The organism is Planococcus shenhongbingii, from assembly GCF_030413635.1.
Classification (GTDB): domain Bacteria; phylum Bacillota; class Bacilli; order Bacillales_A; family Planococcaceae; genus Planococcus; species Planococcus shenhongbingii.
Genome location: NZ_CP129235.1, coordinates 2652375 through 2679329, shown reverse-complemented (window position 1 = coordinate 2679329; position 26955 = coordinate 2652375). Strand labels below are relative to the sequence as shown.

Genomic DNA, 26955 nt, shown 5'->3' with positions numbered 1-26955 from the left:
CGCTTCCTGCGGAAATAACATGAGCTGAAGGCCCCACAGGAGCGAAGCGACGAGGAGACTGAAGCCATGTCCGCGGAAAGCGTCCCACCTGGAGCGAAATGAAAAAGGCAGCCGAGAGTTTCTGGACAGCCTGTAAAAAAAGAACCTTTTCAAGTTCTTTTTTTATTTTTCTTAAATTCTACAATCGCCAAGAGAGGGCAATGCTAACCTGATGTCAAAGCAAGGGAATCTCGCTTATGAGCAGCATTAATGTTAAGTGAGTAACAAAACCTCACACTATTAAATTAACAGGGAAAGAGCATTCATTGAGCAAATAAAAAAACCGCAGTTCAATTTGAACTGCGGTTTTTTTATGCTTTGATTTCAAAAGCGGCGATTTCTGTTTTGATGGCTTTTAATACTTCCGCGCATGATTTAACTAAATGCTCCGGGAAATGCTCATCTTCTCCATATTCTACACCATGTGGATAATAATGTTTGCCTACTACAGGCTTCATCAATTTGACCACTGCATCGCCGGCGTCAATGTCGCCTGCTACTGCAAAACCAAATACCCGCAAGTAGTAAGTGCCTTCGCGAACAATGAATTTGCGGTCGTATGTAACACGCTCATAATCCCATTGGCCTTCTTTAGTTAAGCCATGACGGCTCATAATGTCATCAAGTAAAGTAAAGTCTACCCGAATGTTCTCTAGTCCTGTATTTTCAAAATACATAGGATCTCCTCCTCGATATCAAACTGACTAAATGCTTCTTTAATAATAGATGAAAAAACGAGTTGTTGCAATGGCTAGATTGTGTCAGAATACAGACGGCTGTTATAATTGTTTAAATACGACTTTAAAGGAGCTGTTCGATTGAAAGACCTATTGCGGATAATGATTTTTCTATCGATTATTCTAATCGTATTTTTCTATTTTGATTCTTCCATCGAAGAAAATGAAATATTGGAAGCGCCGCAGACCCAGGATCCTCTTCCTGCACAAGACTTAGTGGAAAATCCGCTTGATGTAGAAAGGCCTGTAGAAGGGCTCTCAACTTATATCGGAAATCCGGCTGAAGATTGGCTGCTAGATTACGGTGAACCTTCCCGCATTGAACCTTCTGCTTTTGGCTATGAATGGTGGGTCTATGATGCTTCTTATTCCAATTATATATTGGCAGGGGTTAAAGATGGTAATATTGTCCAGGTTTATACAGCAGGAACCGCAACCAATGCTGCCCCTTATAAAATTGGGCAGACTTTGGATGATTTATACCGCTTCACGATTATCGAAAATGAGATAACGGTAAAATATGGAACCAGCATTTATATTTTCAGCCTTAGTGCAGATGATGTGAATAAACGGCTGCTAATCAGCTTTGATGGAGTTTATGCTCAACTATATATAGATGAGGAAGACCGGAAACTAGAAGCGGTTCGCTTTATGGATGCAGAAACACTAATCAGGCATCAGCCGTATGATATGATGTTTTCTGGCGATTTATTGCCGGTGATCACTCCTTCGTCGAGTCTGCAGCAGTCTATCGATGAAGCGAATGCTAAACAGATTATTGACCTTACCAATGTTTACCGGCTGCACCATCAGAAAAACCCGCTGTCTGTCAATCCGTCAGTCAGCATGTTGGCTAAAGAGCATAGCCGAAATACAGCCAAGAAAAATTTTTCTGCTGAAGGAGAAATTGAACTTAAGAGTTTGGATGAACGCTTGACCGCTGCAAATATTGTATTTGAAGAGGCGGCAGAGAATACGGCGACTCAGTATTCTGATGCTGCTGAAGCTGTTCATGGATGGATCAACTCGTCGAGCCATCGGGAAACTTTATTGTCCAGCCGCTTTGATCAAATAGGGGTAGGGGTGTACGGCAAATACTACACTCAAAATTTTTTGAGGCAAGAATCGTCAAATAGTGAACAGCAATAAGGATTCAGCGCTTTTTCGGAACGATGAAAAAAGAGCCGGTTGCTGTTGCTATATGCTTGCCATCCTGTTGGAATATATTTCCTTCCACTACCATCGTATGGCTGCCTTGTCTAATTAACTTGGCATCTGCTTGTATGATTTCTTCCACAGAGACTGAAAGGTAGTGGATCGTTATATTGGTAGTGACTGCGGAATATCCATCCGGGCATTTACTGTTTGCTAATGTACCCATAGCTGTGTCCAGCAATACGGCTAAAATGCCTCCGTGAGGGATGTCGATATTGTTGTGGATAAAAGGAGTATTCGGTATACTGACAACACTGGAATTCTCATCTGTCTCCCGTTTCATGTTCAAGCTTGCGCTCAAGTAAGTATTGAACTCTCCGTGTTGTTTTTTTTCAAAGTTTTCAAGGAAATCTCCTAATATTTTCAAATCTTCTAAAGAGCTATTATCGACAATGCGCTGAAATTGCTTAGATAGATTTTTCATTAAACCATTCCTTTCAATATGTATGAAACTGGGAGTATTTCTGCTATGATAAAACCGTAGAGGAGGAATACAATATGTTTATGACCTATGAATGGGTTCAAATCACAGACTCTGCAGAAGAGTTAAGCGAAATGATTTTACAATCAGAGCAGGTTGAGCAATACGAAAAAGCTTATCATGCTGTTTATAATGATAAAAATCTTGCCGAAGAAATTTATGCCTTCACAAGATTGAAAGAACAATACGAGGAAGTTCAAAGGTTTGGCAAATACCATCCCGAATACAGCCGGGTGATGAAACAGATCCGCGTGGATAAACGGCGTCTGGATCTGAATGAACAAATAGCGTCGTTGCGGCTGGCTGAAAACGAACTTCAGGATTTAATGGACCAAGTCAGTTTCATCATCGGAAGATCGGTGTCTGAAGCAGTTAAAATACCTTCAAGCAATCCTTTCTTTTCTTCAGACTCTTCTTGCGGCGGAAGCTGCGGAACAGGCGGCGGTTGCTCCTGCTCAGCTTGATAAGAAAAGCGGAAATGGCCGCTTAGATTCGACAGGCATAAGACAGACTGGCGAAGTGGCATTTTGTGCCACACAGCCGGTATGGCTTATGACCCGAGAATCTGGCCATTGCAGCTGGACAAGAAATGCGGAACCGCCTAAATAAACTCTATGAAAAAATGTGCAACGATGTCGTTGCACATTTTTTTATTGCTTTTGGTTTTCCAATTCACTGATGACTGAAATCGCAATATCCGGGCGATCAGTGACAATACCTTGTGCCCCTGCTTCGATCAAGGCATTCATTTCTTCTGCAGTATCGATCGTCCAATAATGGACAGGAATGTTCAGATTTGATAAGAATGCCATAAATCGCGGCGAATCAAGTCTGAACATTGATGAACGGACTGGGATTTGAAAAACATCCGCACGCGGATTATACAAATGGCCAAATTGGCTGTTATAAGCGGTATACGCTTTTTTTACTTCATTTTGGCCTGCTCCGATCGCTACTCGGTTTTGGGCATATAGATTGAAACGGTCGATTTGTTCATCAAAAAAACTGGTGACAACCACTCTGTCGTGAACTCCAAGCGAATCAATCAATCGCCACAACTTGGAAGGAACCAGGCTGCCTTCGTAAGTTTCAGGAGAGTCTTTCATGTCAATATTGATATACATCTCTGGAAACGCTTCGAGCAATTCACGAAGCAACACGATTTTTTCGCCTTTGCCCCGGTAAGAATGTTTGCCCGATAGATCGAGAAAATGATAGCCTAAATCGAATTCCTGCAAGTCATTAAGCGTCATTTCTGCTACACGACCGGCTCCATCTGTTGTCCGGTCAAGGTATTCGTCGTGAAAAACGAGGATTTCTTCGTCTTTTGTTAAACGGATATCTATTTCAAATCCATGGACTCCAAGTTCCGCGGATTTAGAAAATGCAGCCATCGTATTCTCAGGAGCAATGGCGGCGCCGCCACGGTGAGCAAGGACAATAGGGTGGCCGTAGCCCAAAACTTCTTTCCCCGGTCTTATTTGAGGATTTACCAGCGCTTTAGAGCCAGCCCAAGCAGCTGCGCCCACCGCGACCGCAGCGAGTCCGATTTTCGTCTTTTTTCCCATATGAATGGTTAACCCCCTCAAAAATAAAGCTAAAGTTATTATAGCGAATTCCAATATTTATTGTTAGTTTTATCCTGTTTAACCGGGAGGAGATCTCTTCAAACCTGGAAGCCGGCCGTTCGGGAAAAACGCAGCGATGCTGCACAGATAAAAAGCCGAATCATACAGCTTCGGCCCAAAGTTTCGTTCTCTCTGGTTGCGGCTTTTTTCTTTCCTATGGTATTCTAGAAATTAAGAAAAGAGGGATAGTTATGCGTGATCGCCAGGGCCTCATTGTTTATGTGCATCATTTAAAACAAGCCAAATCACTAAGAAAATACGGGCATGTTCATTTTATTTCACGTAGACTGAAATATGTCGTTCTTTATATGGATCAGGAAGTTATTGAAAGCACAAAAACCAAATTATCAAAACTGCCGTACGTCAAACAAATTCTCGAGTCACAGCGGCCGTTTTTGAAAACCGAGTACGAAAATGCAAAGCCGGATAAGGCGAAGGAATATGATTATAAAATTGGTTTATAATTACTGCATAGGCGGAATATAATGATTTAATCTTAGAATCGCTATCAGATGGCTAAAGTAGAATTTCTTCTCGGCATAGGCTGAAGAATGTTTTACATCCATTTTAATGGGTTGATGGCCAAGCTGTTTAACGGTTTCTTCAAATAAACCGAGCCTTTTAGAGTTTTCCGGTATTCCTTCCCGGCATATGTAAATTGGCATGAAGCCGCCTTCTTCGGCTGGTTCGAATGCCGCTGCAACAGATAGCACCGGCTGGCCTCCTTTGGTTAAGGAAACAAATATAAAGCCATGCTTGAAACGGTTTGAATTTGTGGTGATCAGTTCACGGAGCTCATATAGGTCTCCGTATCCTTCTCCTAATTCGATAAATCGCTGAATCATAGGGTCACGTCCTTTCCAATTAATATTTTACCATTATGCAGGTTTAATTCATAAGAAATTTTAGCAAATAAGAGGCGATAGAATGCGTGTTGTAGCAGGAACAGTAAAAGGCCTTCCGCTCAAAGCGGTGCCAGGCACTTCAACAAGGCCGACGACTGACAAAGTCAAGGAATCCATTTTTAATATGATTGGCCCGTTTTTTGATGGAGGCACTGCCTTGGATTTATTCGCTGGGAGCGGAGGAATGGGCATTGAAGCTTTGAGCAGAGGCATTGATAAAGTGATTTTCACAGATAAAGACCGCAAAGCGATTGAAACGATCCGGGCGAACCTGGAAAAAACAAGGCTGACAGATCAAGCGGAAGTATATAAAATTGATGCTGAACGGGCACTTAAGGCGATTAAAAAAAACAATCTGCAAGCACGCTTGATGTTTTTGGATCCGCCTTATCATATGGAAAAAGCATATGAGCTGATGGATAAAGCAGCAGAACTTGGAATCATGACGGAGGATTCCATCGTAGTATGTGAACACGCCAAAGAAGTAGAACTCGGCGACCGCACAGTTTTTTTTGAACGATTTAAAAAAGAACTATATGGTGCCACCGTCATTTCAATTTATCGATTTCAAGGGGAAGAGGGAGAAGAATTTGAGTAAGATTGCAGTAGTGCCAGGAAGTTTTGACCCTATTACACTGGGGCATCTTGATATAATTAAAAGAGCTTCAACCATTTTTGATGAAGTTAAAGTAGTGGTTATGAACAATTCGTCAAAAAAGCCGCTTTTTAATGTGGAAGAACGCCATGAATTGATTTCCAAAGTTACCGATTCAATACCCAATGTAAAAGTGGATTCTTTTTCTGGCCTGCTTATTGATTATGCGAGTGAAGTGAAAGCGAATGCCATCATTCGAGGGCTTCGGGCAGTTTCAGATTTTGAATATGAAATGCAGATCACTTCAATGAATAGATTTTTGAACGAAAATATCGAAACTTTGTTCATGATCTCAAATAACCAATATTCATTTTTAAGTTCAAGCATCGTAAAAGAAGTTGCGAAATACGGTGGGAATATCAGTGAATTAGTGCCAAGTGCAGTGGAAGAGGCATTAAAGCAGAAATTCAAATAAGTCACGTTTAGCGTGGCTTTTTGTTATTGGCTGCCAATTCGGAAAGGAGCAGCAAATGAAAAACAATAAGCTGATTGTGCTGGTAATAGTTGCCGCATTAGCTGTTTTTTTATCGACTTACCAAATGAACTTATATATTACCCGGCCGGGCGGAGCCTATGAGCTAAGCCCGTTAGTGAATGTGGATGGCGGAGATGACGATGATCAAGGAAGTTTGAGTTTGATGACGGTCTCTATGCTGAATGCTACGCCGACTTTATATCTTTTCGCGCAATTCCAGGACGGTTATAAGATATTAAAACCGGAAGAAGTGCGCAGTCCGCACGAAAGTGACGAAGAGTATAATGTTCGGCAACTAAAACTGATGTCTGATTCTCAAGTGAATGCATTGCAAGTCGCTTTTGAAGAAGCCGAACTGCCTTATGAAATTGATAATAAGGGTGTTTTTGTTATGAACGTGCTTCCTGGTGGAGCTGCAGATGAAATTTTAGCTCCCGGAGATCAAGTGCTGTCGATTGACGGCAACAATTTTGAAACTCAAAAAGAGTTTGTGGATTATATATCCAGCAAAAATGATGGAGATAAAGTGGAATTGGCTTTTGAACGGGAACAGCGAAAAATTACTGAAACCATTGCATTAGCACCGCTGCCGACTGATCCGGAACGGATCGGACTAGGAATCACTTTTGTGGAAAACAAAGAAATAAAGACGACTCCCGATGTGAAAATCGATTCAGAAAACATTGGAGGACCTTCGGCGGGATTAATGTTTACGCTTGAAATTTTAAATCAATTGCTTGAGGAAGATATTACAAAAGGCTATAACATTGCAGGAACTGGAACCATGGCAGGCACGGGTGAAGTGGGAAGAATTGGCGGCATTGACCAAAAAGTGATCGCTGCCGACAATGAAAAGATTGATATTTTCTTCGCTCCAGCCGATGAAACAGAAGGAGCTTCAGCATCCAATTATGATGTAGCCAAAGAAACGGCGGAAAATATCGGAACTGATATGGAAATCGTTCCGGTTAAGACCATCGACGACGCTATTGACTATTTGGAAGAGCTTCAGCCGAAATAAAGCGGTGGCGAAGTGAATTCTTTCTTCAAATCTTTAGCTCCTATTCCAAGCAGATACATGGAACTGGCATGAATATCGAGTTTTCCCATCGGGTCCGTTAAATTAGCGGCGCGGCTGATGAGGGGAAGCCCGATATTCTTTTTTTGCTGATTTAAATAACGCTTGCCTTTTTCAGACATTCCCAGTAAACGCAGATAAGAAGGGGTTTGGAAAGACCGGAGCTGGTCCCATGTAAAGCCGGTATAAATATGCGTCAGCATGCGCTGGATACGCGTCCGGGTAAAGCGTTTCGATTTGACGCGGCCGATAAACCCTTCAAATTCATGCTCTTTTGCAGCTGCCTCGAATATTAAGTTTTCAATGCCTTCGGTCACCTCGGAAAAACGCTTTAATTGAGCTGGGCGCTCTTTTAAGATGCTATAGCGCAGCATAGGATAGAATTGCTCCCAACTGCCGAATGCATGATATTGCCGGTTGAATTCCTGCAGGCTGAGGAGAGAAGGCACAGGCATGTAATTCGCTATTTCTTTCATGGAACCTTCTTCGAAAAAGGCTTGCCGTATGCCTGTAGCACTGGCAATGGTCAATCCTTTATCAATCGGATCATGGTAATTGGCGGCAATGCGCTGAATCGTATGCGGACTCATAGGAGAACCCATTTTTTTTGCTTCATCTATGTAATGATAGCCCAGAATATTATTGGGCTGTGTCAAGTCGGCGTATCCGTCGCTATTCCCGGTTAAGGCATTATAAGCTCTATTCATAGCTTTGGGATAGCTGATGCCGGTTTGGACGGCTTCATGGATCTTTTGCTCATACTGCTCCCGCTGTCCATTCAAGAGCTCGTACGTTCGAAGAAAAGGATGGATAGCGCCTTCTTCACTGCCGAAGCAAAAAGATTCACAGCCTATGGCAGAGAGCAGAGCAATAGCGCCTTTTGCGAAATCCGATGCTTGGGCAGTAGCGTAAACATAGGGAAGTTCAATGACAATATCAATGCCGTTCAATAACGCCATTTCCGTCCGGGTCCATTTGTCGGCAAACGCAGGTTCTCCGCGTTGAAGAAATTGGCCGCTCATAACAGCGATGATCACATCAGCGCCTGTTTCAATTTTGGATTGCCGGGCATGGTAGAGATGGCCGTTATGGAAAGGATTGTACTCAACCACGATGCCTGTAGCTTTCATTTCTATCCCTCCTTTGGTAAACTTTAATAACAGTATACCGATGTCGGGATTGTCCTGACAAGATTTTATCTTGACATCCATTTCTGTGCATTATATAATCAACTTTGTTGTCTTAGAGGTGATACTTATGAAAATGGCGATTCAACAGCTTCAAAAGCATCGCAAAGACGGAATGCCAATTGACGAAATCGTCCATTTGGATGCAGTGAAAAAACGCAATAGTGATATTCGTGAAATTTCACCTGTACACGTCACAGGACACTGCACGATTGGTTCACAACAAATTACGTGCCAGCTTCATCTCAAAGGGATGCTAACGCTACCTTGTGCACGAACTTGGGAAGACGTTGAATTTCCTATTGACATCAAATCGGTTGAAATTTTCTCATGGTCTGAAAAAGACCGGGATACAAAAGACGATAATGTTCACATGGTGGCCACTGAAACAATTGATCTTCAGCCGGTACTGGAAGAACTGATTCTGTTGGAAGTACCGATTCAAGTGTTCAAGGAGGACTCTGAAGAAACCGTTATAACTGGCGGCAACGACTGGTCCTATTCAACTGATGAGCAAGTGGAAGCCGAGAAAGAAGACGCACAACCAAAACCGGATCCAAGACTTGCTGATTTAGCCAAGTATTTTGATCAGTCAGATGAATAGAATCATTGTAAGGAGGTGTCACCGATGGCTGTACCAGCTAGAAGAACGTCCAAAACCGTTAAAAGAAAACGCCGTACACATTTCAAATTGTCATTGCCGGGCATGGTAACTTGCCCAAGCTGTGGCGAATCGAAATTGGCTCACCACGTCTGCAAAGCATGTGGATCATACAAAGGGAAAGAAGTAGTAGCAAGCAAATAAAACAGTATTTGCTGCTAAAAGGCTATTGAGAGGCCATGGCTCTCGATAGCCTTTTTCTCTATCCAAAAATAAGGAGTGGTAAGATGTCGTATAAAATTGAAATGAAAGATCAGATCATGACTTTTACGATAGATCGGCCAGAAATCCGAAATGCCATTAATGATGAAGTCATGGTGGGACTTGAAGAGCTAATAAAGAAAGTACATAATTCGAATCCGCGTGTTGTGATTATTACCGCAACCGGAAGCCGAGCTTTTTGTTCAGGAGGCGACTTATCGGTTTTTCATGAACTGAAAACAGAAGAACAGGCTTATCCGATGTTGAAACGGATGAGCGAAGTGCTTTATTCCATTAAAACTTTGCCTGTGCCGGTAGTTGCGCTGGTAAATGGGGCGGCAGTCGGCGGAGGCTGTGAAATCGCTACAGCATGCGATTACAGGCTGGTATGGGAGCACGCGAAATGCGGGTTTATCCAAGGGACACTTGCGATGACAAGCGGCTGGGGTGGAGCCACGTATTTATTTGAAACTTTGCAGCATGACCGTGCGCTGAAAATGTTGAGCGATGCTAATGCCCTTTCAGCAGAACAGCTGTTTGAAATGGGCTGGGCGACAAAAGTGGTCAAAGATCAGGCAGACATCGACGAATTTTTCCAAACGATGAAAAAAATCCGGCCGGAAGTGCACCGTGCATATAAAGAAGTCGCCATCAGAAAATGGCGATTGAACGGCCTCAAAGACCGTGTAGAAGCAGAAGTGCGGCGTTGCGCCGAGCTTTGGGCCAAAGATGCACATCATGAAGCCGTCAATGATTTTTTAACAAAACCTAAAAAGTAAGACTTCCGGATTGCGGAAGTCTTTTTTCAATTTATAAAAAATTTTCACCAATAGTTGAAATCGCTTACAAAAGTCGTATATGCTAGAGAAGGGAGAAAAACACAGGGGGTATTTCTTATATGAATAAAATCCTGATTGCGAACCGAGGCGAAATTGCACGGAGGATTATCCGCACATGCAATCGGCTTGGCATCGAAACGGTTGCCATCCACTCTGAGGCTGATGGGGATCTGCCTTATGTCAGTGAAGCAACCGAAGCTGTCTTAATCGGACCAAATCCGGTCGTACAATCGTATTTGCAAGTAGACAAGATTATTGAAGCGGCAAAAGCGCATGGAGCAGAGGCCATCCATCCAGGATATGGACTGCTGTCCGAAAATGCTGAGTTTGCCCGGAAAGTGAAAAGAGCAGGATTGATCTTTATTGGCCCATCCGCTGATATCATGGAAAAAATGGGCGATAAAATCGAATCCCGCCGGACGATGATTCAAGCTGGCGTCCCGGTAGTGCCCGGAACAGAACAAGGGGCAGCATCTCTTGAAGCAGCCTTAGCAGAAGCGGAAGCGATTGGTTATCCAGTTATGCTGAAAGCCAGTGCTGGAGGCGGAGGCATCGGAATGGTGCGCTGTGATGATGAGCAAGCGCTCAGTCAGCAATTTGCTTCTGTAAAAAATCGGGCCAAAGCCTATTTCGGTGATGATGTCGTTTTTTTGGAAAAGTTTGTACCAAACGCCCGGCATATCGAAGTCCAGATATTTGGGGATCAACATGGCAATATCGTTCATTTGTTTGAGCGGAATTGTTCCGTCCAGCGGAGAAACCAAAAAGTCATTGAAGAATCGCCATCACCTCATTTGCCGCAGGAAGCACGTGTCCGGTTGTGTGAAGCGGCTCTTAAGGCAGGCCAGGCAGTCGGCTATACAAATGCTGGAACGGTTGAGTTTATCGTTGATGAAAATAATGACTTTTACTTTTTAGAGATGAATACCCGGCTCCAAGTGGAACATCCAGTCACAGAACAAGTAACTGGTTTTGACTTGGTCGAATGGCAGATAAACGTTGCCAAAGGGGAAAAGCTGCCCCCGCAGGACAGCATCCAGTCTACCGGGCATGCAATCGAATACCGGATATATGCCGAAGATCCAAAAACCTTCTTTCCTTCGCCTGGAACGCTTCAGGCAATTGAATGGGGAGAAGGCGCCCGGATTGAATCAGGTTATGAACAAGGCAACAGCATCACTCCTTTTTACGACCCGATGATTTCAAAAGTGATTATTACGGGCAGTGACCGGGCAGAAGCTCTTCGGAAATCACAGAATTTTTTCAATCATGCTACAATAGTGGGAGTAAAAACCAATATTTCATTATTTAAAGAGTTTATTGAATCCCAGGAATTTGCAAGCGGGGAATACGCAACATCTGTATTGCCGACATGGCTCGAAAAGACAAAGGAGGAACAAGGATTATGAAAGAATTGAAAGCATCGATGGCAGGAACGGTATTGAATGTTTTGGTTGCAGAAGGTGAAGCGGTAAGTGCAGGGCAAGCAGTTGTCACAATCGAATCGATGAAAATGGAAATTCCGATTGAAGCCGAAATCAGCGGTACTGTGGAGAAAATTCATGTAGAAGTCGGCGGATTTGTCAACGAAGAAGAAACATTGATTACACTTGGTGAATAAGAAAGTTTTTATGCAAAGGGGACAGCGAAAATGACAAAAACGAGTGAAACGACCGGCTATAACGAACGCTTGGAACAAAAACTCGCGACGATTTTTGCGGGAGGGCATCCCAAATATCACGAGAAGATGAAGGAAAACAATAAATTATTCGTCCGTGACCGCTTGAAGCTCTTGTTCGACGATGAGCATTATGCGGAAGATGGGCGCTTTGCCAATGTCGAAGCTGGCGATTTGCCGGCTGACGGCGTTGTCACAGCGATCGGTAAAGTGAATGGCCAAACGGTTTGCGTAATGGCCAATGACTCCACCGTCAAAGCGGGATCTTGGGGTTCGCGCACGGTTGAGAAAATTATTCGGATACAGGAAACGGCTGAGAAAATGCAAGTGCCGATGCTGTATTTGGTGGACTCGGCGGGGGCTAGAATTACGGACCAGCTTGACATGTTTCCAAACCGTAGGGGTGCGGGGCGGATTTTCCACAATCAAGTAAGAATGTCCGGCATGGTGCCGCAAATTTGTTTATTGTTCGGCCCATCTGCAGCGGGAGGCGCCTACATACCGGCATTTTGCGACATAGTCATCATGGTTGACGGCAATGCGTCAATGTACCTTGGATCGCCGCGCATGGCCGAAAAAGTCATAGGTGAAAAAGTGACGCTTGAAGAAATGGGCGGTGCACGCATGCATTGTACGGTCAGCGGCGTCGGCGACGTTCTTGTTTTCAGTGAAGAAGAAGCCATTTCTGAAGCCCGCCGCTATTTGGCCAATTTTCCGGCAAACTTTGCTTTGAAACCGGAGAAAATTGAAGCGAAAGCAGCAAAAGCTGGACGGACTTTAGAAGCGATTATTCCTGAGAACCAGAACGCGCCATTTGATATGTATGAGTTGATTGATCAATTGGTGGACGAAGGCAGCTTTTTTGACATCAAAAAGCTGTTTGCTGGAGAATTGATCACTGGAATTGCGCGCATCGATGGTCAAGTAGTAGGGATTTTAGCTAACCAGCCAAAAGTGAAAGGCGGCGTGCTGTTTGGTGATTCTGCCGATAAAGGCGCCAAATTCATCAATCTTTGCGACGCTTTCTCTATTCCGTTACTGTTCCTTGCGGATGTTCCGGGCTTTATGATCGGAACGAAAGTGGAACGTGCCGGCATCATCCGGCACGGCGCAAAGTTTATCGCTGCGATGAGTTCGGCCACTGTGCCTAAAATATCGGTCATAGTCCGTAAAGCATACGGTGCCGGCCTCTATGCAATGGCTGGCCCTGCTTTCGAGCCGGATGTCTGCATCGCCCTTCCTACAGCGCAAATTGCTGTAATGGGTCCTGAAGCGGCAGTCAATGCAGTATATTCGAATAAAATCGAAGCCATTGAAGATCCTAAAGAACGGTTGAAGTATGTGCAGGAAAAACATCAGGAATACAAAGAAGAAATTGACATCTACAAATTGGCCTCTGAGCTGATCATCGATGAAATTGTAGCACCGCATCAATTGCGGGGAGTGGTATCGCAGCGCCTGGCATTTTATGAAACTAAAGATTTGCCGATGCCATATCGAAAACATGCGGTTTATCCTGTATAATCATACTAAGTATGGAAGTCTGCCTTTATAAGGCAGGCTTCTTTTTTTAGAAAAATATTGTATTGATTAAGGAGGATTGCCATGAAATTTGTCATAGTGGGAGCAGGAGCTGTCGGAATGCTGCTTGCTTGCCTGCTTGAAGAAGCTGGGGCACAAGTGCAATTATTGACGCGCCGCAGTGAACAAGCAAAAAAAATCAATGAAAATGGAATCATCAAAGAACAAAGAAATCATCATGTCAAGGCATTTACGGATTGGAGTCATATCGATCCGGAAGCCTATCTTTTGCTGGCTGTGAAATATGATGCATTGGAACAAATTTTGCCTTATTTAAAAGAGTACGGCCGTGAAAATCCACTGGTGTTTTTGCAGAATGGCATGTTGCACCTTCAGTTTATCAAAGAAATGCCTCAGCAAAATATTGCAGCAGGCAGTGTAGAACATGGGGCTCTTAAGATTAGCGACAATGAAATAAAGCATACTGGAAATGGCATGATTAAATTGGCGCTTTTAAAAGGCGATAAACAAAAGTTTTTGCCGCTGCTTCAACTGAACAGAGCCAATATTGAGTGGCGTGAAAATGCCGATCAGCTGTTGTTCCGGAAAGTTCTGCTAAATGGCATCATTAATCCATTGACAGCATTAATGGCGATAAAGAACGGCGAACTTTTGACGAACCCTTATGCCTACGAACTGATGAAAGATGTTTATACGGAGTTATACCGGGCATTCCCGGAAATTGAAACATTGCTGCCTTTTGAAGAAGTAACTGCTCTTTGCGCTGTCACTGCACAAAATTCATCTTCCATGCTGATGGATAAAATGGCGGGCCGCCAGATGGAGCTCGATACGATTTTACTTTATCTACTGAAACGTTCATCAACTGAACTTCCTTTGCTCAAAGCTTTTTATCATTTATTAAAATCCACTGAGGTTTGACCGATGGACATCATATATTTTATCGGAGCCGTTGTTATTTTTGTCCCGTTCATATTGTTTGTGTTGGCTGTATTGCTTACGAGAAAAAAGCTGGGCTTAAGATCTATTGGGCTGGCCGCTGACTTAACGACGTTTCTGCTGTTTATTTCCGTACCGCTAGCAGTTTCTGTGATATGGCAAATCGATCTCGCATTTATTATTTATATAGTGGCCATTTTAATCGCAATTTCTGTTTTAACCATCGAATGGAAAAAATCAAAGGAGATTGAGATTGGCAAGTTTTTCCGCAAGACATGGCGAATTTATTTTTTAGTTTTAAGCTTTACCTACGTTCTCCTTTGGATTGCCGGCGCAGCAATTACAATCAGCCGATTTTTTGGATTGTAGGCGTATTTTTTTCCAACTGCGTTTGCGTTTGATATAGTAGAACTGAATGTAAAGGGAAAAGGGGACAATTTTTCATGAGGTTAGAGGAACAATATATAGCACCGGCTAGCAAACTAATGGATGATTACATAAACGGAAAGTCGAAAATACTGCAGTATTTTTCATATGAACCAAGCGCTGAAGAGTTCAGCAAGCGTTTTGAAGCTATCCAGCAGCATAAAGTTGACCGTGCCGGATTAGGGGGCATTCTGCGGGAATACATGGAGCCGAATGGCATCTCTGAAAAAGCGGAAAGCCATTTGAGCGACTTTGAGAACGGCGCGCCGGTCGTCGTGACAGGCCAGCAGGCAGGGCTTTTGACGGGACCGCTTTACACGGTGCATAAGGCGATTTCAGTAATTGTGCTGGCAAAACAGGCCACGGAACAACTAAAAACAAAAGTTGTTCCCGTCTTCTGGATTGCTGGTGAAGACCACGATTTGGCGGAAATCAGCCATCTGTATAGAGAAGTAAACGGCAGGTTGGATAAATTGAACTTCCCGCATGCCGAATATGGGAAAAACTCAGCTTCGTCTGCAAAACTCAATAAGGTAAAAGTGCATTCCTACTTGGAAGAATATTTCAGAAGCTTGCCTGAAACGGAACATTCAAAAGCACTTCATCAATTGGTGTTTTCGCTCCTGGAACAGGCAGAGTCGTTTACGGAATTCTTTTCAGCTTTGCTCAATTATTTTTTCAAAGAAGAAGGACTCCTTTATGTTGATGCAGCAAATCCGGCGCTTCGGAAATATGAATCTCCTTATTTTGTGCAAATGATTGAAAACTCGGAAGAAATTGCGGAAGCTGTTTTGGCATCTGAACAAAGTTTAGTGGAAGACGGTTATTCCGCGGTGATAGAAGCGGAATCTCAAGCTGCAAATTTGTTCATTACGGTGAACAGTGAACGGATCTTGCTTCAGCGTGATGGCCAAAATTTCATAGGCAATGAAGGAGCTGTATCGTTTACTGTTGAAGAATTGCTTGAAATCGCTAAAAGTTCTCCGGAACGCCTTAGCAATAATGTGGTTACCCGCCCTTTGATGCAAGAAATGGTTTTCCCGGTTTTAGCATTTGTCGGAGGGCCGGGCGAAATTGCTTATTGGGCTGCCCTTAAAGGGGCATTTAAAGTAATGGGGTTGGAGCTTCCCATCGTCATGCCGCGTCTGGGGATGACTTTGATCAACCGGCAAGTCCAAACCCTTCTGGAAAAATACAAGCTGACGTTTTCAGAAGTTTTCACTGAACTGAAAGTGGCAGAACTGCGCAATACTTTAATGGAATCGATTCGGGAAAAAGAAGCTGAAAGCTTAGTAGAAGAAGTGCAGCGTCAACTGGAAACCCAGTACGAAGAAATAAAAGAGAGTTTTGCCGCCATCAGTGGGGGGCTAGTGCCCCTTGTAGAGAAAAATCTTCAATTTCATTTAAAACAGCTTCAATTTTTAAAGCATAAAATGGAAGATGAAGTCGTTTTGCAAAACAGTACACAATTTAATCATTATGGATTGATCGAGATGGAATTGCGTCCGGATGCAAATTTCCAGGAACGCGTTTTTAGCCCCTTTCCTTACATGAATGCATACGGCTTAGATCTTGTTCGTGACATGATGAAACTGGATTTTAAATATGACAAAAACCATAAAATAATCTACCTGTAACAGTAAAAAGTCTGCCTTGGCAGACTTTTTTTGTCTCAAGAAGTGTATATGAGATTAAATTCTGTAACATACATGAAATATTTCAAAAACAAGTGGTGAGAAGTGGGGGATTGTGGTACATTAAAGACATTAAGTGGGGTGACAGGTATGTTCATGGGAGAATATCAACATAGTGTTGATGCAAAGGGACGTTTAATCGTACCTGCAAAGTTTCGCGAACAACTTGGCGAAAATTTTGTTATTACCCGTGGCCTGGATCAATGCTTATTTGGTTACACAATGGATGAGTGGCAAAAGATTGAAGAAAAGCTGAAAGAGCTGCCAGTCACTAAAAAAGACGCACGTGCATTTACACGGTTCTTTTTTTCAGGTGCCTCTGAAGTGGAACTTGATAAACAAGGACGCGTCAATATTCCAGCAACATTATTATCTTATGCGAAACTCGAAAAAGAATGCGTAATCCTCGGTGTGTCTAATCGATTTGAAATCTGGTCGAAAGAAGCATGGGAAGAATATTTCACCGCATCTGAAGATTCATTTAATGATATTGCAGAGAATTTAGCAGACTTTGATTTTTAAAAACTGAATGGGGGGAATGGATTGTTCAACCACACCACGGTTTTACTGCGGGAGACTGTCGATGGACTGAACATTCGTCCTGACGGCATCTATGTGGATTGCACGCTCGGCGGAGCAGGGCATAGCGAATATCTGGTGCAGCAGTTATCAGATGATGGCCATCTATATTGCTTCGACCAAGATGCAACAGCAATTGCACATGCGCAAGTAAAACTGCAAGATTACTTACACAGAATCACTTTTATTCACGCAAATTTCAAGTTCATAAAAGAAGAGTTGGAAATGTACGGAATTGAAAAAGTAGACGGCATTCTCTATGACCTCGGAGTTTCTTCTCCTCAACTTGACACACCTGAAAGAGGATTCAGCTACCACAATGATGCTCCATTAGACATGCGAATGGATCAATCAGCTGAGTTGAGTGCTTATCATGTTGTGAACGAGTGGCCATTTGAAGAGCTGGTCCGTATTTTCTACAGGTATGGAGAAGAGAAATTCTCCAAGCAAATCGCCCGGAAAATTGAAGCAGCAAGAGAAATGGCGCCGATTGAAACTACTGGCCAGTTAGTAGACCTCATTAAAGACGGCATTCCGGCTTTTGCAAGACGGAAAGGCGGCCATCCGGCAAAACGTATTTTTCAAGCGATCCGGATTGCAGTCAACGACGAACTTGGTGCAGCGGAAACCTCATTGCAGCATGCGCTTGACTTGCTTGCTGTCGGCGGAAGAGTCAGTGTCATCACTTTCCATTCGCTGGAAGACCGGTTATGCAAAACGATTTTCAAAGAATCGTCTTCGATGCCGGAACTGCCTCCAAACCTGCCGGTGATCCCAGCAGGCATGGAACCGAAATTTAAACTTATAACCAGAAAACCTATTCTCCCTTCTGATGAAGAACTGGAACAAAACAATCGATCACGGTCAGCGAAATTGCGGATTGTAGAAAAAATTAGAGAGTAAGGGCGTGTTCAAATGGCGTTACATGTGAGAAAGGAAGCATACATACAACAGCCGGCCGTTCCTCAAAATCCGGACCGGCAACCGGTAAAAAGAAAAAAACTTATTACAAAAGGTGAGAAAGTCCTTTACTTGTCTTTCTTGACGGCATTTGTCCTGTGTGCACTATTAGTGCTTCAAAACCAGTCAGTGATTCAGGCATCTACACAAGAAATTCAAAAAATTGAACATTCAATCGATGAAAAAATGAAACAAAATACAGATTTGTCTGTACAGGTAAAAGAACTGTCTTCATATGAGCGCATTTGGGCAAAAGCGAAAGAAAAAGGCCTAAAATTAGATGAGCAAAATGTAAAGGTGGTAGTGCCAGGACAATGAAAAAAAAGTTTCGATTTCAATGGGGAGCCTTTCTGCTGTTTTTAGTTTTCGCAGGGCTCTTTTTCATTTTAACGGTCAGAATTGTCACTATTCAGGCAACTGGAACTGTTGAAGGACAAGAACTAGCAGCTAAAGCCGCGGCAAAATACCAACAAGAACAAGTACTTACAGCTGAGCGCGGGAAAATCCTGGATCGCAATGGAGATGTAATTGCGGAAGATACACTGACGTATAAGGTGGTTGCCGTTCTGGATGAATCCGCTACTCAGCATGCCAGCAGTCCACGACATGTGACAAATGTGGAAAAAACCGCAGAAGCACTTGCTCAGCATATAAAAATGCCGGAAGAAAAAATCTTGGACATTTTAAAGCAAGGTGTTGAGAAAGACCGGTATCAAGTTGAATTTGGAGCAGCAGGCCGGGAAATCAGCCATACCCAAATGCTGGAAATGAAAGAAGATGAAATTCCAGGGATTATTTTTGTTAAAGATCTAAAGCGCTTATATCCAAATGGTATCTTTGCGTCCCATTTAGTCGGCTTTGCAATGAAAGAAGAAACAGACGACGGGCAAATGGTGACAAAAGGGAGAATGGGACTTGAATCGATTCATGATAAAGCGTTAACTGGAAAGAATGGCAAAATGGAGTTTTCTACAGATAAATGGGGGTTCTTGCTTCCAAATAGCGAGTCTGCAGTAACCCCGGCAGTTGATGGCTCGAATGTTCAACTGACACTGGATAGAACACTTCAAAACTTCCTGGAAGATGCAATGACTAAGGTACAGGATGAATATGAACCGGCCCGGATGATTGCTGTCATTGCAGATCCGGATACTGGTGAAATTCTTGCCATGTCACAGCGTCCGACATTTAATCCGAACACACGTGAGGGCCTTTCGGATAATTGGCTCAATGAAAGTATAGAATTGACGATTGAACCTGGATCGCCAATGAAGATGTTTACGCTTGCTTCTGCGATTGAAGAAGGCAAATGGGACCCGGATGCTTATTATAATTCCGGGAAGTATACATTGCTGGACACCACAATCGGTGACTATAACAGCGGCAGAGGCTGGGGAAGTATTACGTTTCTGGAAGGCTTCCAGCGTTCTTCCAATGTTTCCATGGCGTATTTGTTAGAACGGGTGGGGCCTGAAACATTTATGACCTATATCGATGCCTTCGGTTTTGGCAAAAAAACGGGTATTGATTTGCCGAATGAGGCTTCCGGTAAAATCCTGAATGAGTATCCGATCAATAGGTTAACGACTTCTTACGGCCAAGGCTCAACAGTGACACCGATCCAGATGATCCAAGCTGCATCAGCGATTGCCAATGAAGGCGTCATGATGAAGCCTTATGTGATTGACCAGATTAAGAATCCTGACAGCGGGAAAGTTTCTGTGAAAAGCAAGCCGGAAGAAGCTGGCCAGCCTATATCTGCTGAAACGGCAAAAGAAGTCCGGAAAATCCTTGCATCTACAGTTACATCGGAAGTCGGCTCTGGCCGTCCGTTTGCTTTACAGGATTATACAGTTGCCGGTAAAACAGGGACTGCCCAAGTGCCAGGAAAAGATGGACGTTATATCAATCAAGGGAAAAATGGTTATTTGTATTCTTTCCTTGGAATGGCACCAGCCGAAGATCCGGAATTGCTTGTTTATATCGGTGTTCAGCAGCCTCAATTGCCTGCAGGTGAATACGGCTCTGCACCTGTAGCCAAAATCTTCACTTCAGTGATGGAAAACGGATTAAAGCATATGAATATCAAACCGAAAAACTCGAAATCTGCCAAGACCATTACTTTGGAAGACTATGCAGGCAAATCATCTGCTAACACTACAAAGGAATTGACAAAAAAAGGCTTGAAAGTGGCCGTTACTGGTGGTGCTTCAGAAGTGAAGGGCCAATTCCCGGAAGCTGGACAGACAATAGTCGAGGGCGGAACTGTTATTCTAAAAACAGAAGGACCAACAATTTTACCTGATTTTACTGGTTGGTCGAAGCGTGATTTATTGGCTTATCAATCACTAAGCGGTTTGTCACTGGAACTTGCCGGCCAAGGGTACGCGGTAAGCCAAAGCTTATCGAAAGGCTCTAAAGTCACTCAAAGCGATCCAGTTGTCATTCAGCTTCAGACACCTGAAGATTTTTCGAAAGTACAGATGACGGATGGTCCCGAAGGAATTCCACCAGAAGATCAAGTTATATCGGAAGAAGAAGCAGCGGCTGATCCTGGCATTGAAGAAACCATTGAGGAAGAAAACAATGCTGGCGAATCCGTCGAAGAAGAACTAGTTGAAGAAACACCTGAAGAAGAAATAGCTGAATAATTTTTTGCTTAAAGGAGCTCTATAATGGACGTAAATTTGTTGCTAGGTTTTGGAATCGCTTTTTTATTGACAGTAGTACTCATGCCGATTTTTATTCCTTTGTTGAGAAGGATGAAATTTGGACAGAGTATCCGTGAAGAAGGACCCGAATCCCATATGAAAAAAACGGGAACTCCCACTATGGGTGGCCTCGTCTACTTAATCGCTATAATCGCAACTGTTTTACTGGTTGCGTTGTTTACGGAAGGGATAACAGCGGAAATCATGATTCTTTTGCTGGTCCTTTTCGGATTTGGTTTAATCGGCTTTTTGGATGATTTTATCAAAGTGGTATTAAAGCGGAATTTAGGCTTAACATCACTTCAGAAACTAATTGCTCAAATCGTCATTGCCGTCATTTCATTCTTATTGCTGAATAGCATTGAATTTGATACGGCTGTCGCAATTCCATTCACAACTTTTTCAATTGAATTGTCTATTGTTTATGTATTATTTTTAATTTTTTGGCTTGTTGGATTTTCCAACGCTGTTAATTTAACGGATGGCCTTGATGGATTGGTCGCTGGAACAGCATCTATCGCTTTTGCTGCATTTGGTGTTTTGGCTATCAACCAAGAGGAGACCGGAATCGCCTTATTTACCTTTTCAGTAGCTGGTGCCTTGATCGGCTTCCTGGTATTCAATAAATACCCGGCGAAAGTATTCATGGGCGATACAGGATCTTTAGCACTTGGCGGGGCATTGGCCATGGTTTCAATTCTATTGAAACAAGAATTGCTGCTTCTTTTGATCGGACTGGTTTTTGTTATAGAAACCTTATCTGTAATATTACAAGTCGGCAGCTTCAAATTAAGAAAGAAACGAATTTTCAAGATGAGCCCAATTCATCATCATTTCGAATTGAGCGGATGGTCAGAATGGAAAGTCGTCACTGTTTTCTGGACAGTAGGGCTTATCGCTGCAGCTATCGCTGTTGCTTTGGAGGTAATGTAAATGAATCAAGTACAACAACTTCATCATAAAAAAGTACTGGTGCTCGGACTCGCTAAAAGCGGATTCACAGCTGCCCGCATACTCAATCAATTAGGGGCTTTCGTGACTGTCAACGACTCAAAACCTTTTGCGGAAAATCCGGAAGCACAAGAACTGCTAAATGCGGGTGTTACCGTAATTTGCGGAAGACACCCAGAAGACCTGCTTGATGAAGGTTTTGAGTTAGTGGTGAAAAATCCTGGAATTCCCTATACTAATATTATTATTCAATCAGCTATAGAAAAAGGCATTCCAATTTGGACGGAAATTGAGCTTGCTTATTTAATCAGTGAAGCTCCTTTTATCGGAATTACCGGATCAAATGGCAAAACCACAACAACGACTTTGTTGTTCCATATGCTGAACCAAGATAAGAAAAAACCATTAATAGCAGGGAATATCGGAACTGTGGCAGCGGGGGTAGCAGAAAAAGCGACGCCGGAAAATGTCATCGTCACGGAATTATCTTCTTTCCAATTAAAAGGAACAGAAACGTTCCGTCCGCAAATCGCGATTATTACTAACCTTTATGAAGCGCATCTTGACTATCATGGCTCGATCGAAGACTACAGAGCCTCAAAAATGAAAATAGCTCAAAATCAGACAAAAGACGATTACTTTATCTATAATGCAGATCAACCGCTTCTCGCTGCATTTGCTGCCAAATGCCAGGCTCAGTTAATCCCTTTTACTTTGAAAGGCAGAACAGAGGAAAGCATTAGTGCTGACGGTGAATTTGTCTATTGGCAAGGAGAAAAACTGATTGAACGGTCGAAAATCATGCTTGGCGGCCAGCACAATCTTGAAAATATTCTAGCGGCAACTGCAGCTGCCTTGCTGTGGGGCGGAACAAAGGAAACTATTATCCGGGTTCTTACGTCCTTCACAGGAGTTAAGCACCGTTCCCAGTTTATTGTTTCCTGGAAAGGCCGAAAGTTTTATAACGATTCAAAAGCAACCAACGCTTTGGCCACGAAAAGTGCGCTTGAAGCGTTTCCTGGACAAATTGTCCTTCTTGCCGGCGGCTTAGAGCGCAACCATTCTTTAGAAGAACTGCGTCCTTATATGAATCGAGTCAAAGTACTTATCACGTTTGGCGAAACAGCAGACAGATTTGCTGATTTTGCAGAGAACTGCGGTGTCTCCACTATTGCAAAAGCAGGGGACATGCAAGATGCAGTTGAAAAAGCAGTAGGGCATTCTGAAAGTGGAGACACGATTCTTTTGTCTCCTGCCTGCGCAAGCTGGGATCAATACGATAGTTTTGAAATTCGCGGAGATGCATTTATCAATGCAGTTCAACGGGTAACGGAAGCAAACGAATAAAGGGGAAGGAGCAGCAAGTATGGACAAAGTGATTGATATTGAAGAACGTATCCCGACGCTTCGTGAGCGGCGGAAAAAAAGAACCAATCGCAAGTTCGTGGCGTTGCTGTTCATTTTTCTTGTTCTACTGGGGGTTCTCCTTTACAGCCAGACAAAGTACAGCAAAATCCAGGATATCCACGTTACAGGAGCTGAGCTGTACAACGAAGAAGAATACCAACGGCTAAGCGAATTGACGATTGGTGATTCTATGTGGTCATTTAGCGAAAAAGAAATCGAAAAGAACCTGAATGAACTGGAATGGGTTGAAAAATCTTCAGTTAACAAGAAATGGCTGACTGGAGTTGAAATCGAAATCCAGGAATTTGAAGGCATTGGTTATCTTGATAAAGGCAATAGCTACCAAATGGTTTTATCAAACGGATTTCCTTTAGAAAAGCCGGTCGAGGCAGTAAGCGGTCCCATCTTCTCTAATTTTGACGACGATAAAAATCGGACAGAACTGGTGTCCCAGCTTACCGAAGTCAAGCCGGTGGTGTATAACTTGATATCTCAAATTATTTTGAAGCCGAGCGAAGAACGGACTGCATTTGTTACACTGTATATGAATGACGGGAACGAAGTAAGAGGTCTTTTAAGCTCGTTAGCTGAAAAGCTGAATTATTATCCATCAGTCGTAGCACAATTAGAAGATGGGCAAAAGGGTGTTATTGACATGGAGGTCGGAATTTTCTTCCGTTCGTACGATGATGTTTATGGTCCTCGGAAGGAAGGTGCTGAAAATGAAAAACCGGCAGAACCCGAACAGGATTAACAGGGCAAGCATCAGCAAATCAATTGTTTTTTCTTTGGTCTTTCTTGTATTAGGCTTTATCCTGGCTTATTCCTACAGCCTTTCACAAGCTGAGCAGGCTGCTGAAGAATTTACCGGAGGCGCTTTTTTCGAGGAAGAGGAACGGTTCCGGGGAGAGCTAATTGAGCAGCAGGAGCGCAACAAATCATTGCGCGAGGAATTGCAAGAAAAACAAATAACTATCCAGGAATATGAGAAATCATTTTCAAACAGTGAAAACCGTTTCACTGATTATGCGGAAGAAGCTGACGCGCTGCGACGATATACTGGGATATTGCCAGTTGAAGGAAGCGGATTGAAAGTCACGCTCCAAGACGGGGAATACGATGCGAATTCAGTCAATCCGAATGATTATATCGTGCACGAAAGCCATGTGTTTCAAGTAATCAATGAATTATACATATCTGGTGCTCAGGCAATTTCAATCAATGGACAGCGGATACATGGAAATTCGTATATTGTATGTACGGGTCCTGTTATCACAGTTGACGGCGTCCAATACCCTGCCCCATTTACTATTGAAGCTATCGGAAAACCTGAAGTACTGGAATCGTCAATAAAACTTTCAGGTGGAGTAATGGATCAGCTGGTTAACGACAACGTTATCGTCACACTAGACGCTGGGCAAAAAATTTCAATGCCCGCTTTGCTGTCAGAATCCTAAATGAGGGGGAGCTGGATGAAAAAGAAAATCTCTTCCCGGTTTTCAATCATATTATTCGTCATCGGATTGATGGCGGCAATTCAATATAACACGATCAACGAACCGGATTCCCGTGATACACGAGATGTATGGCAAATTAGGCAAGAGCTTGCACAGGAAAAGCGGCTTCATTCTGAATTGCTGTCAGAAATCGGGACAGTCGATGAAACTTTAACAAAATACGAAGATGCATCTACTGAAAGTCCGGAGCAAGCGTTAAAAGAAACGGTCGAAGATTTGCAGAGATTGGCTGGTCTGACAGAAATTACTGGCCCGGGTATAGAAGTATCCATTGAACCTTCTCCAGAAGCAGTCGCTTTAGGGTTGAATATCGAAGACATTGCACCCGATCTGCTGATCCGCCTTGTCAATGAAATTAATCGCCATAATGGGCTATACGTTTCGATTGACGGCAACCGGATTATAAATACGACTGCAATCCGAGATATTAATGGAGCGACCACCGTTAACACTGTCCCTATCCAAACCCCGCCGTTCAATATTAAAATTGTGTCAAAATCGAAAGAAGACACAGAAAAGCTGTATAATCATTTAATGTCATCCCGTATTCTAGATGATTTTTATATCGATAATTTATCAGTCATTGTTTCTGAGCCGGTAGATGCATTGACAGTAGAAGCATATGAAAAAGAAATTGAATATCATTATTTAGAGGAAGCGGAGGGTGAATAGCGATGTGGTTATCAATATTGGGTTTAATACTTGGAATTTCACTTGGCCTTTTGACTGACATCCAGATTCCACCTGAATACGCGAACTATTTATCAATCGCTGTACTCGCTTCCCTGGATACATTATTCGGAGGAATCCGTGCCCATCTGCAGCAAGTTTACGATGATAAAGTTTTTGTGTCCGGCTTTTTCTTTAATATCGTTCTTGCAGCTGGCCTTGCTTTTATAGGAGTGCATTTGGGAGTCGATTTATACTTGGCAGCTATTTTTGCGTTCGGCGTCCGTTTGTTCCAAAATATCGCTGTTATCCGCCGGATCATCTTAACAAAATGGTCTGAAAAAAAAGAACTGCAGGAGTCTCATGGATAAGTTAAAGGAAAATTTTCAAAGTTACCCCGTTTTACTTAGACAAGGTGTACAATTTACAATAGAATATAAGTAACAGCAGTTTAATAAGGAGGTGCCACGAATTGAGTCAATCAGAATTATATGTAAGCCTAGATATCGGTTCGTCATCCGTTAAAGTTTTAATCGGAGAAATGGCCAACAAGTCGTTGCATGTCATCGGCGTAGGAAACGTAAAATCCAATGGAATTAAAAAAGGTGCGATTGTTGATATAGATGCTACAGTTCAATCCATAAAAAAAGCGGTTGATCAAGCAGAACGCATGATTGGCAAATCGATACATGAAGTGGTTTTGGGAATTCCAGCAAACAAAGCTTCGCTACACCCAGTTAAAGGTGTTGTGGCGGTAAACAGTGAGAACAGAGAAATTACAGATGATGATTTGGATCGTGTATTGGAAGCAGCCCAAGTTATTTCAATCCCACCTGAACGGGAACTGGTTAATATCATCCCGGAACAGTATATTGTAGATCACTTGGACGAAATCAAAGATCCGCGAGGTATGATTGGGATTCGGCTTGAGATGGATGGTACAATGGTAACAACATCTAAAACTATTTTGCATAATGTATTAAGATGTGTGGAACGCGCAGGCCTTCAGATCAGGGATATTTATGTACAACCGTTAGTTGCAGGATATGTAGCTTTGACGGAAGATGAGAAAAACCATGGTACAGCTTGTATTGATATCGGTGGAGGCTCTACGTCAATAGCTATTTTCCAAAATGGCCATCTGACTGCTTCTTCAGTTATTCCTGTAGGAGGAGACCATGTTACAAAAGATTTATCGATTGTCTTGAAAACACCAACAGAACAAGCCGAAAAAATCAAACTTGAATATGGGCATGCCTTTTACGACGATGCATCTGAAGATGAATTGTTCGAAGTGCCAGTTATCGGATCGGATACAAAAGAGCAATACAGTCAAAAATACATATCTGAAATAATCGGGGTTCGCCTGGAAGAACTTTTCGAATTGATTTTAGATGAGCTTTACCGGCTTGGAGTCCAAGACCTTCCAGGAGGAATCGTCTTAACTGGCGGTATGGCTAAGCTGGAAGGATTGCCAGAGCTAGCCCGGCATATCCTTCAAACACGTGTCCGCTTGTTTGTGCCGGAATATATCGGCGTGCGTGAGCCTCAATATACAACTGCTGTAGGCCTTATCCAATATGCTTACATGGAAGATATGTTCTATGGCAATGTAGGAAGTGGAGCTGCTTTATCCGAATCAGTTAAAATTGAGCAAGAACAGCAGCAGCAACCGCAGCCTAAAAAGCAGAGACAACCGAAGCAAAATGGCGAAGGCGTCGTCACAAAAGCCAAAAAAATGTTCGATAGATTCTTTGAATAAAATCAACGTTGCATTATGC

The 26955-nt window shown here is 42.9% G+C and carries 31 protein-coding genes; 26 read left to right on the top strand and 5 right to left on the bottom strand.

Annotated features, from left to right (window positions below; translation table 11 throughout):
• Nucleotides 1-350 precede the first annotated feature (350 nt).
• The gene (locus QWY16_RS13270; protein ID WP_300989699.1) at nucleotides 351-716 is read right to left on the bottom strand and encodes a YugN family protein; all 366 of its coding nucleotides are present in this window, start codon (nucleotides 714-716) and stop codon (nucleotides 351-353) included.
• 141 nt (nucleotides 717-857) lie between these two features.
• Between QWY16_RS13270 and QWY16_RS13265 the strand changes: the two genes are divergently transcribed.
• Nucleotides 858-1925 (top strand): CAP domain-containing protein, encoded by a 1068-nt coding sequence (locus tag QWY16_RS13265; RefSeq protein ID WP_300989698.1) that lies wholly within the window; start codon nucleotides 858-860, stop codon nucleotides 1923-1925.
• Between the two features lie 4 nt (nucleotides 1926-1929).
• On the opposite strand, the gene QWY16_RS13260 is transcribed toward QWY16_RS13265, so the two are convergent.
• The gene (locus QWY16_RS13260; RefSeq protein WP_300989697.1) at nucleotides 1930-2415 is read right to left on the bottom strand and encodes a PaaI family thioesterase; all 486 of its coding nucleotides are present in this window, start codon (nucleotides 2413-2415) and stop codon (nucleotides 1930-1932) included.
• 74 nt (nucleotides 2416-2489) lie between these two features.
• Between QWY16_RS13260 and QWY16_RS13255 the strand changes: the two genes are divergently transcribed.
• Nucleotides 2490-2936, top strand: coding sequence for a YlbF/YmcA family competence regulator (locus QWY16_RS13255; protein WP_300989696.1), 447 nt, complete (start codon nucleotides 2490-2492; stop codon nucleotides 2934-2936).
• Nucleotides 2937-3122: 186 nt separating this feature from the next.
• Here QWY16_RS13255 and QWY16_RS13250 read toward each other — a convergent pair whose 3' ends face one another.
• Complete coding sequence (locus tag QWY16_RS13250) at nucleotides 3123-4040, bottom strand: glycerophosphodiester phosphodiesterase family protein (protein WP_300989695.1); 918 nt, start codon at nucleotides 4038-4040, stop codon at nucleotides 3123-3125.
• 251 nt (nucleotides 4041-4291) lie between these two features.
• On the opposite strand from QWY16_RS13250, the gene QWY16_RS13245 reads away from it, so the two are divergent.
• A complete protein-coding gene (locus tag QWY16_RS13245; RefSeq protein WP_300989694.1) occupies nucleotides 4292-4564 on the top strand; it encodes a YlbG family protein in 273 nt (90 codons plus the stop codon).
• On the opposite strand, the gene QWY16_RS13240 is transcribed toward QWY16_RS13245, so the two are convergent.
• Nucleotides 4565-4945, bottom strand: a complete 381-nt coding sequence (locus QWY16_RS13240; protein ID WP_300989693.1) for a DUF7147 family protein — start codon at nucleotides 4943-4945, stop codon at nucleotides 4565-4567.
• Between the two features lie 82 nt (nucleotides 4946-5027).
• Between QWY16_RS13240 and rsmD the strand changes: the two genes are divergently transcribed.
• The 3 genes from rsmD to QWY16_RS13225 are packed head-to-tail and all read left to right on the top strand — an operon-like array spanning nucleotide 5028 to nucleotide 7156.
• Nucleotides 5028-5603: a 16S rRNA (guanine(966)-N(2))-methyltransferase RsmD gene (rsmD, locus tag QWY16_RS13235; RefSeq protein WP_300989692.1), complete on the top strand. Its 576-nt coding sequence runs from the start codon at nucleotides 5028-5030 to the stop codon at nucleotides 5601-5603.
• A complete protein-coding gene (gene coaD / locus QWY16_RS13230) occupies nucleotides 5596-6075 on the top strand; it encodes a pantetheine-phosphate adenylyltransferase (protein ID WP_300989691.1) in 480 nt (159 codons plus the stop codon). Before rsmD ends, coaD begins: the two co-directional genes overlap by 8 nt.
• 55 nt (nucleotides 6076-6130) lie before the next feature.
• The gene (locus tag QWY16_RS13225) at nucleotides 6131-7156 is read left to right on the top strand and encodes a SepM family pheromone-processing serine protease (RefSeq protein WP_300989690.1); all 1026 of its coding nucleotides are present in this window, start codon (nucleotides 6131-6133) and stop codon (nucleotides 7154-7156) included.
• Here the strand turns inward: QWY16_RS13225 and QWY16_RS13220 are convergent.
• Nucleotides 7144-8343: a nucleotidyltransferase gene (locus tag QWY16_RS13220; RefSeq protein ID WP_300989689.1), complete on the bottom strand. Its 1200-nt coding sequence runs from the start codon at nucleotides 8341-8343 to the stop codon at nucleotides 7144-7146. The genes QWY16_RS13225 and QWY16_RS13220 overlap by 13 nt on opposite strands.
• 127 nt (nucleotides 8344-8470) lie before the next feature.
• On the opposite strand from QWY16_RS13220, the gene QWY16_RS13215 reads away from it, so the two are divergent.
• From QWY16_RS13215 to ftsA, 20 genes are all read left to right on the top strand, one after another.
• Nucleotides 8471-9004, top strand: a complete 534-nt coding sequence (locus QWY16_RS13215; protein WP_300989688.1) for a YceD family protein — start codon at nucleotides 8471-8473, stop codon at nucleotides 9002-9004.
• 24 nt (nucleotides 9005-9028) lie between these two features.
• A complete protein-coding gene (gene rpmF / locus QWY16_RS13210; RefSeq protein ID WP_300989687.1) occupies nucleotides 9029-9205 on the top strand; it encodes a 50S ribosomal protein L32 in 177 nt (58 codons plus the stop codon).
• 83 nt (nucleotides 9206-9288) lie between these two features.
• Nucleotides 9289-10041, top strand: a complete 753-nt coding sequence (locus tag QWY16_RS13205) for an enoyl-CoA hydratase/isomerase family protein (protein ID WP_300989686.1) — start codon at nucleotides 9289-9291, stop codon at nucleotides 10039-10041.
• Between the two features lie 119 nt (nucleotides 10042-10160).
• A complete protein-coding gene (locus QWY16_RS13200) occupies nucleotides 10161-11510 on the top strand; it encodes an acetyl-CoA carboxylase biotin carboxylase subunit (protein ID WP_300989685.1) in 1350 nt (449 codons plus the stop codon).
• Nucleotides 11507-11722, top strand: a complete 216-nt coding sequence (locus tag QWY16_RS13195) for an acyl-CoA carboxylase biotin carboxyl carrier protein subunit (protein ID WP_300989684.1) — start codon at nucleotides 11507-11509, stop codon at nucleotides 11720-11722. Before QWY16_RS13200 ends, QWY16_RS13195 begins: the two co-directional genes overlap by 4 nt.
• A gap of 30 nt (nucleotides 11723-11752) precedes the next feature.
• Complete coding sequence (locus QWY16_RS13190) at nucleotides 11753-13303, top strand: acyl-CoA carboxylase subunit beta (RefSeq protein WP_300989683.1); 1551 nt, start codon at nucleotides 11753-11755, stop codon at nucleotides 13301-13303.
• An 81-nt stretch (nucleotides 13304-13384) separates the two neighbouring features.
• Entirely contained in the window at nucleotides 13385-14242 is an 858-nt protein-coding gene (locus tag QWY16_RS13185) for a ketopantoate reductase family protein (RefSeq protein ID WP_300989682.1), read from the top strand.
• A gap of 3 nt (nucleotides 14243-14245) precedes the next feature.
• Complete coding sequence (locus QWY16_RS13180) at nucleotides 14246-14629, top strand: DUF3397 domain-containing protein (RefSeq protein ID WP_300989681.1); 384 nt, start codon at nucleotides 14246-14248, stop codon at nucleotides 14627-14629.
• Between the two features lie 74 nt (nucleotides 14630-14703).
• Nucleotides 14704-16323, top strand: a complete 1620-nt coding sequence (gene bshC / locus QWY16_RS13175) for a bacillithiol biosynthesis cysteine-adding enzyme BshC (protein WP_300989680.1) — start codon at nucleotides 14704-14706, stop codon at nucleotides 16321-16323.
• Nucleotides 16324-16470: 147 nt separating this feature from the next.
• Nucleotides 16471-16902, top strand: a complete 432-nt coding sequence (gene mraZ / locus QWY16_RS13170) for a division/cell wall cluster transcriptional repressor MraZ (RefSeq protein WP_300989679.1) — start codon at nucleotides 16471-16473, stop codon at nucleotides 16900-16902.
• A gap of 21 nt (nucleotides 16903-16923) precedes the next feature.
• Entirely contained in the window at nucleotides 16924-17862 is a 939-nt protein-coding gene (gene rsmH / locus QWY16_RS13165; RefSeq protein WP_300989678.1) for a 16S rRNA (cytosine(1402)-N(4))-methyltransferase RsmH, read from the top strand.
• A 12-nt stretch (nucleotides 17863-17874) separates the two neighbouring features.
• A complete protein-coding gene (ftsL, locus tag QWY16_RS13160) occupies nucleotides 17875-18237 on the top strand; it encodes a cell division protein FtsL (protein WP_300989677.1) in 363 nt (120 codons plus the stop codon).
• Nucleotides 18234-20570 carry a penicillin-binding transpeptidase domain-containing protein gene (locus QWY16_RS13155; RefSeq protein ID WP_300989676.1) on the top strand — a complete coding sequence of 779 codons (2337 nt, stop codon included), beginning with the start codon at nucleotides 18234-18236 and terminating at the stop codon, nucleotides 20568-20570. Before ftsL ends, QWY16_RS13155 begins: the two co-directional genes overlap by 4 nt.
• A gap of 24 nt (nucleotides 20571-20594) precedes the next feature.
• Complete coding sequence (mraY, locus tag QWY16_RS13150) at nucleotides 20595-21563, top strand: phospho-N-acetylmuramoyl-pentapeptide-transferase (protein WP_300989675.1); 969 nt, start codon at nucleotides 20595-20597, stop codon at nucleotides 21561-21563.
• Nucleotides 21564-22928, top strand: a complete 1365-nt coding sequence (gene murD / locus QWY16_RS13145) for a UDP-N-acetylmuramoyl-L-alanine--D-glutamate ligase (protein WP_300989674.1) — start codon at nucleotides 21564-21566, stop codon at nucleotides 22926-22928.
• A 19-nt stretch (nucleotides 22929-22947) separates the two neighbouring features.
• Nucleotides 22948-23742 carry a cell division protein FtsQ/DivIB gene (locus QWY16_RS13140; protein WP_300989673.1) on the top strand — a complete coding sequence of 265 codons (795 nt, stop codon included), beginning with the start codon at nucleotides 22948-22950 and terminating at the stop codon, nucleotides 23740-23742.
• A complete protein-coding gene (locus QWY16_RS13135) occupies nucleotides 23711-24445 on the top strand; it encodes a DUF881 domain-containing protein (RefSeq protein ID WP_300989672.1) in 735 nt (244 codons plus the stop codon). The genes QWY16_RS13140 and QWY16_RS13135 overlap by 32 nt, the downstream gene beginning before the upstream one ends.
• A 15-nt stretch (nucleotides 24446-24460) precedes the next feature.
• Nucleotides 24461-25177 (top strand): DUF881 domain-containing protein, encoded by a 717-nt coding sequence (locus QWY16_RS13130; RefSeq protein ID WP_300989671.1) that lies wholly within the window; start codon nucleotides 24461-24463, stop codon nucleotides 25175-25177.
• Between the two features lie 2 nt (nucleotides 25178-25179).
• Nucleotides 25180-25545, top strand: coding sequence for a small basic family protein (locus QWY16_RS13125; protein ID WP_300989670.1), 366 nt, complete (start codon nucleotides 25180-25182; stop codon nucleotides 25543-25545).
• Nucleotides 25546-25646: 101 nt separating this feature from the next.
• The gene (ftsA, locus tag QWY16_RS13120; RefSeq protein ID WP_300989669.1) at nucleotides 25647-26936 is read left to right on the top strand and encodes a cell division protein FtsA; all 1290 of its coding nucleotides are present in this window, start codon (nucleotides 25647-25649) and stop codon (nucleotides 26934-26936) included.
• The last annotated feature ends 19 nt before the right edge of the window (nucleotides 26937-26955 follow it).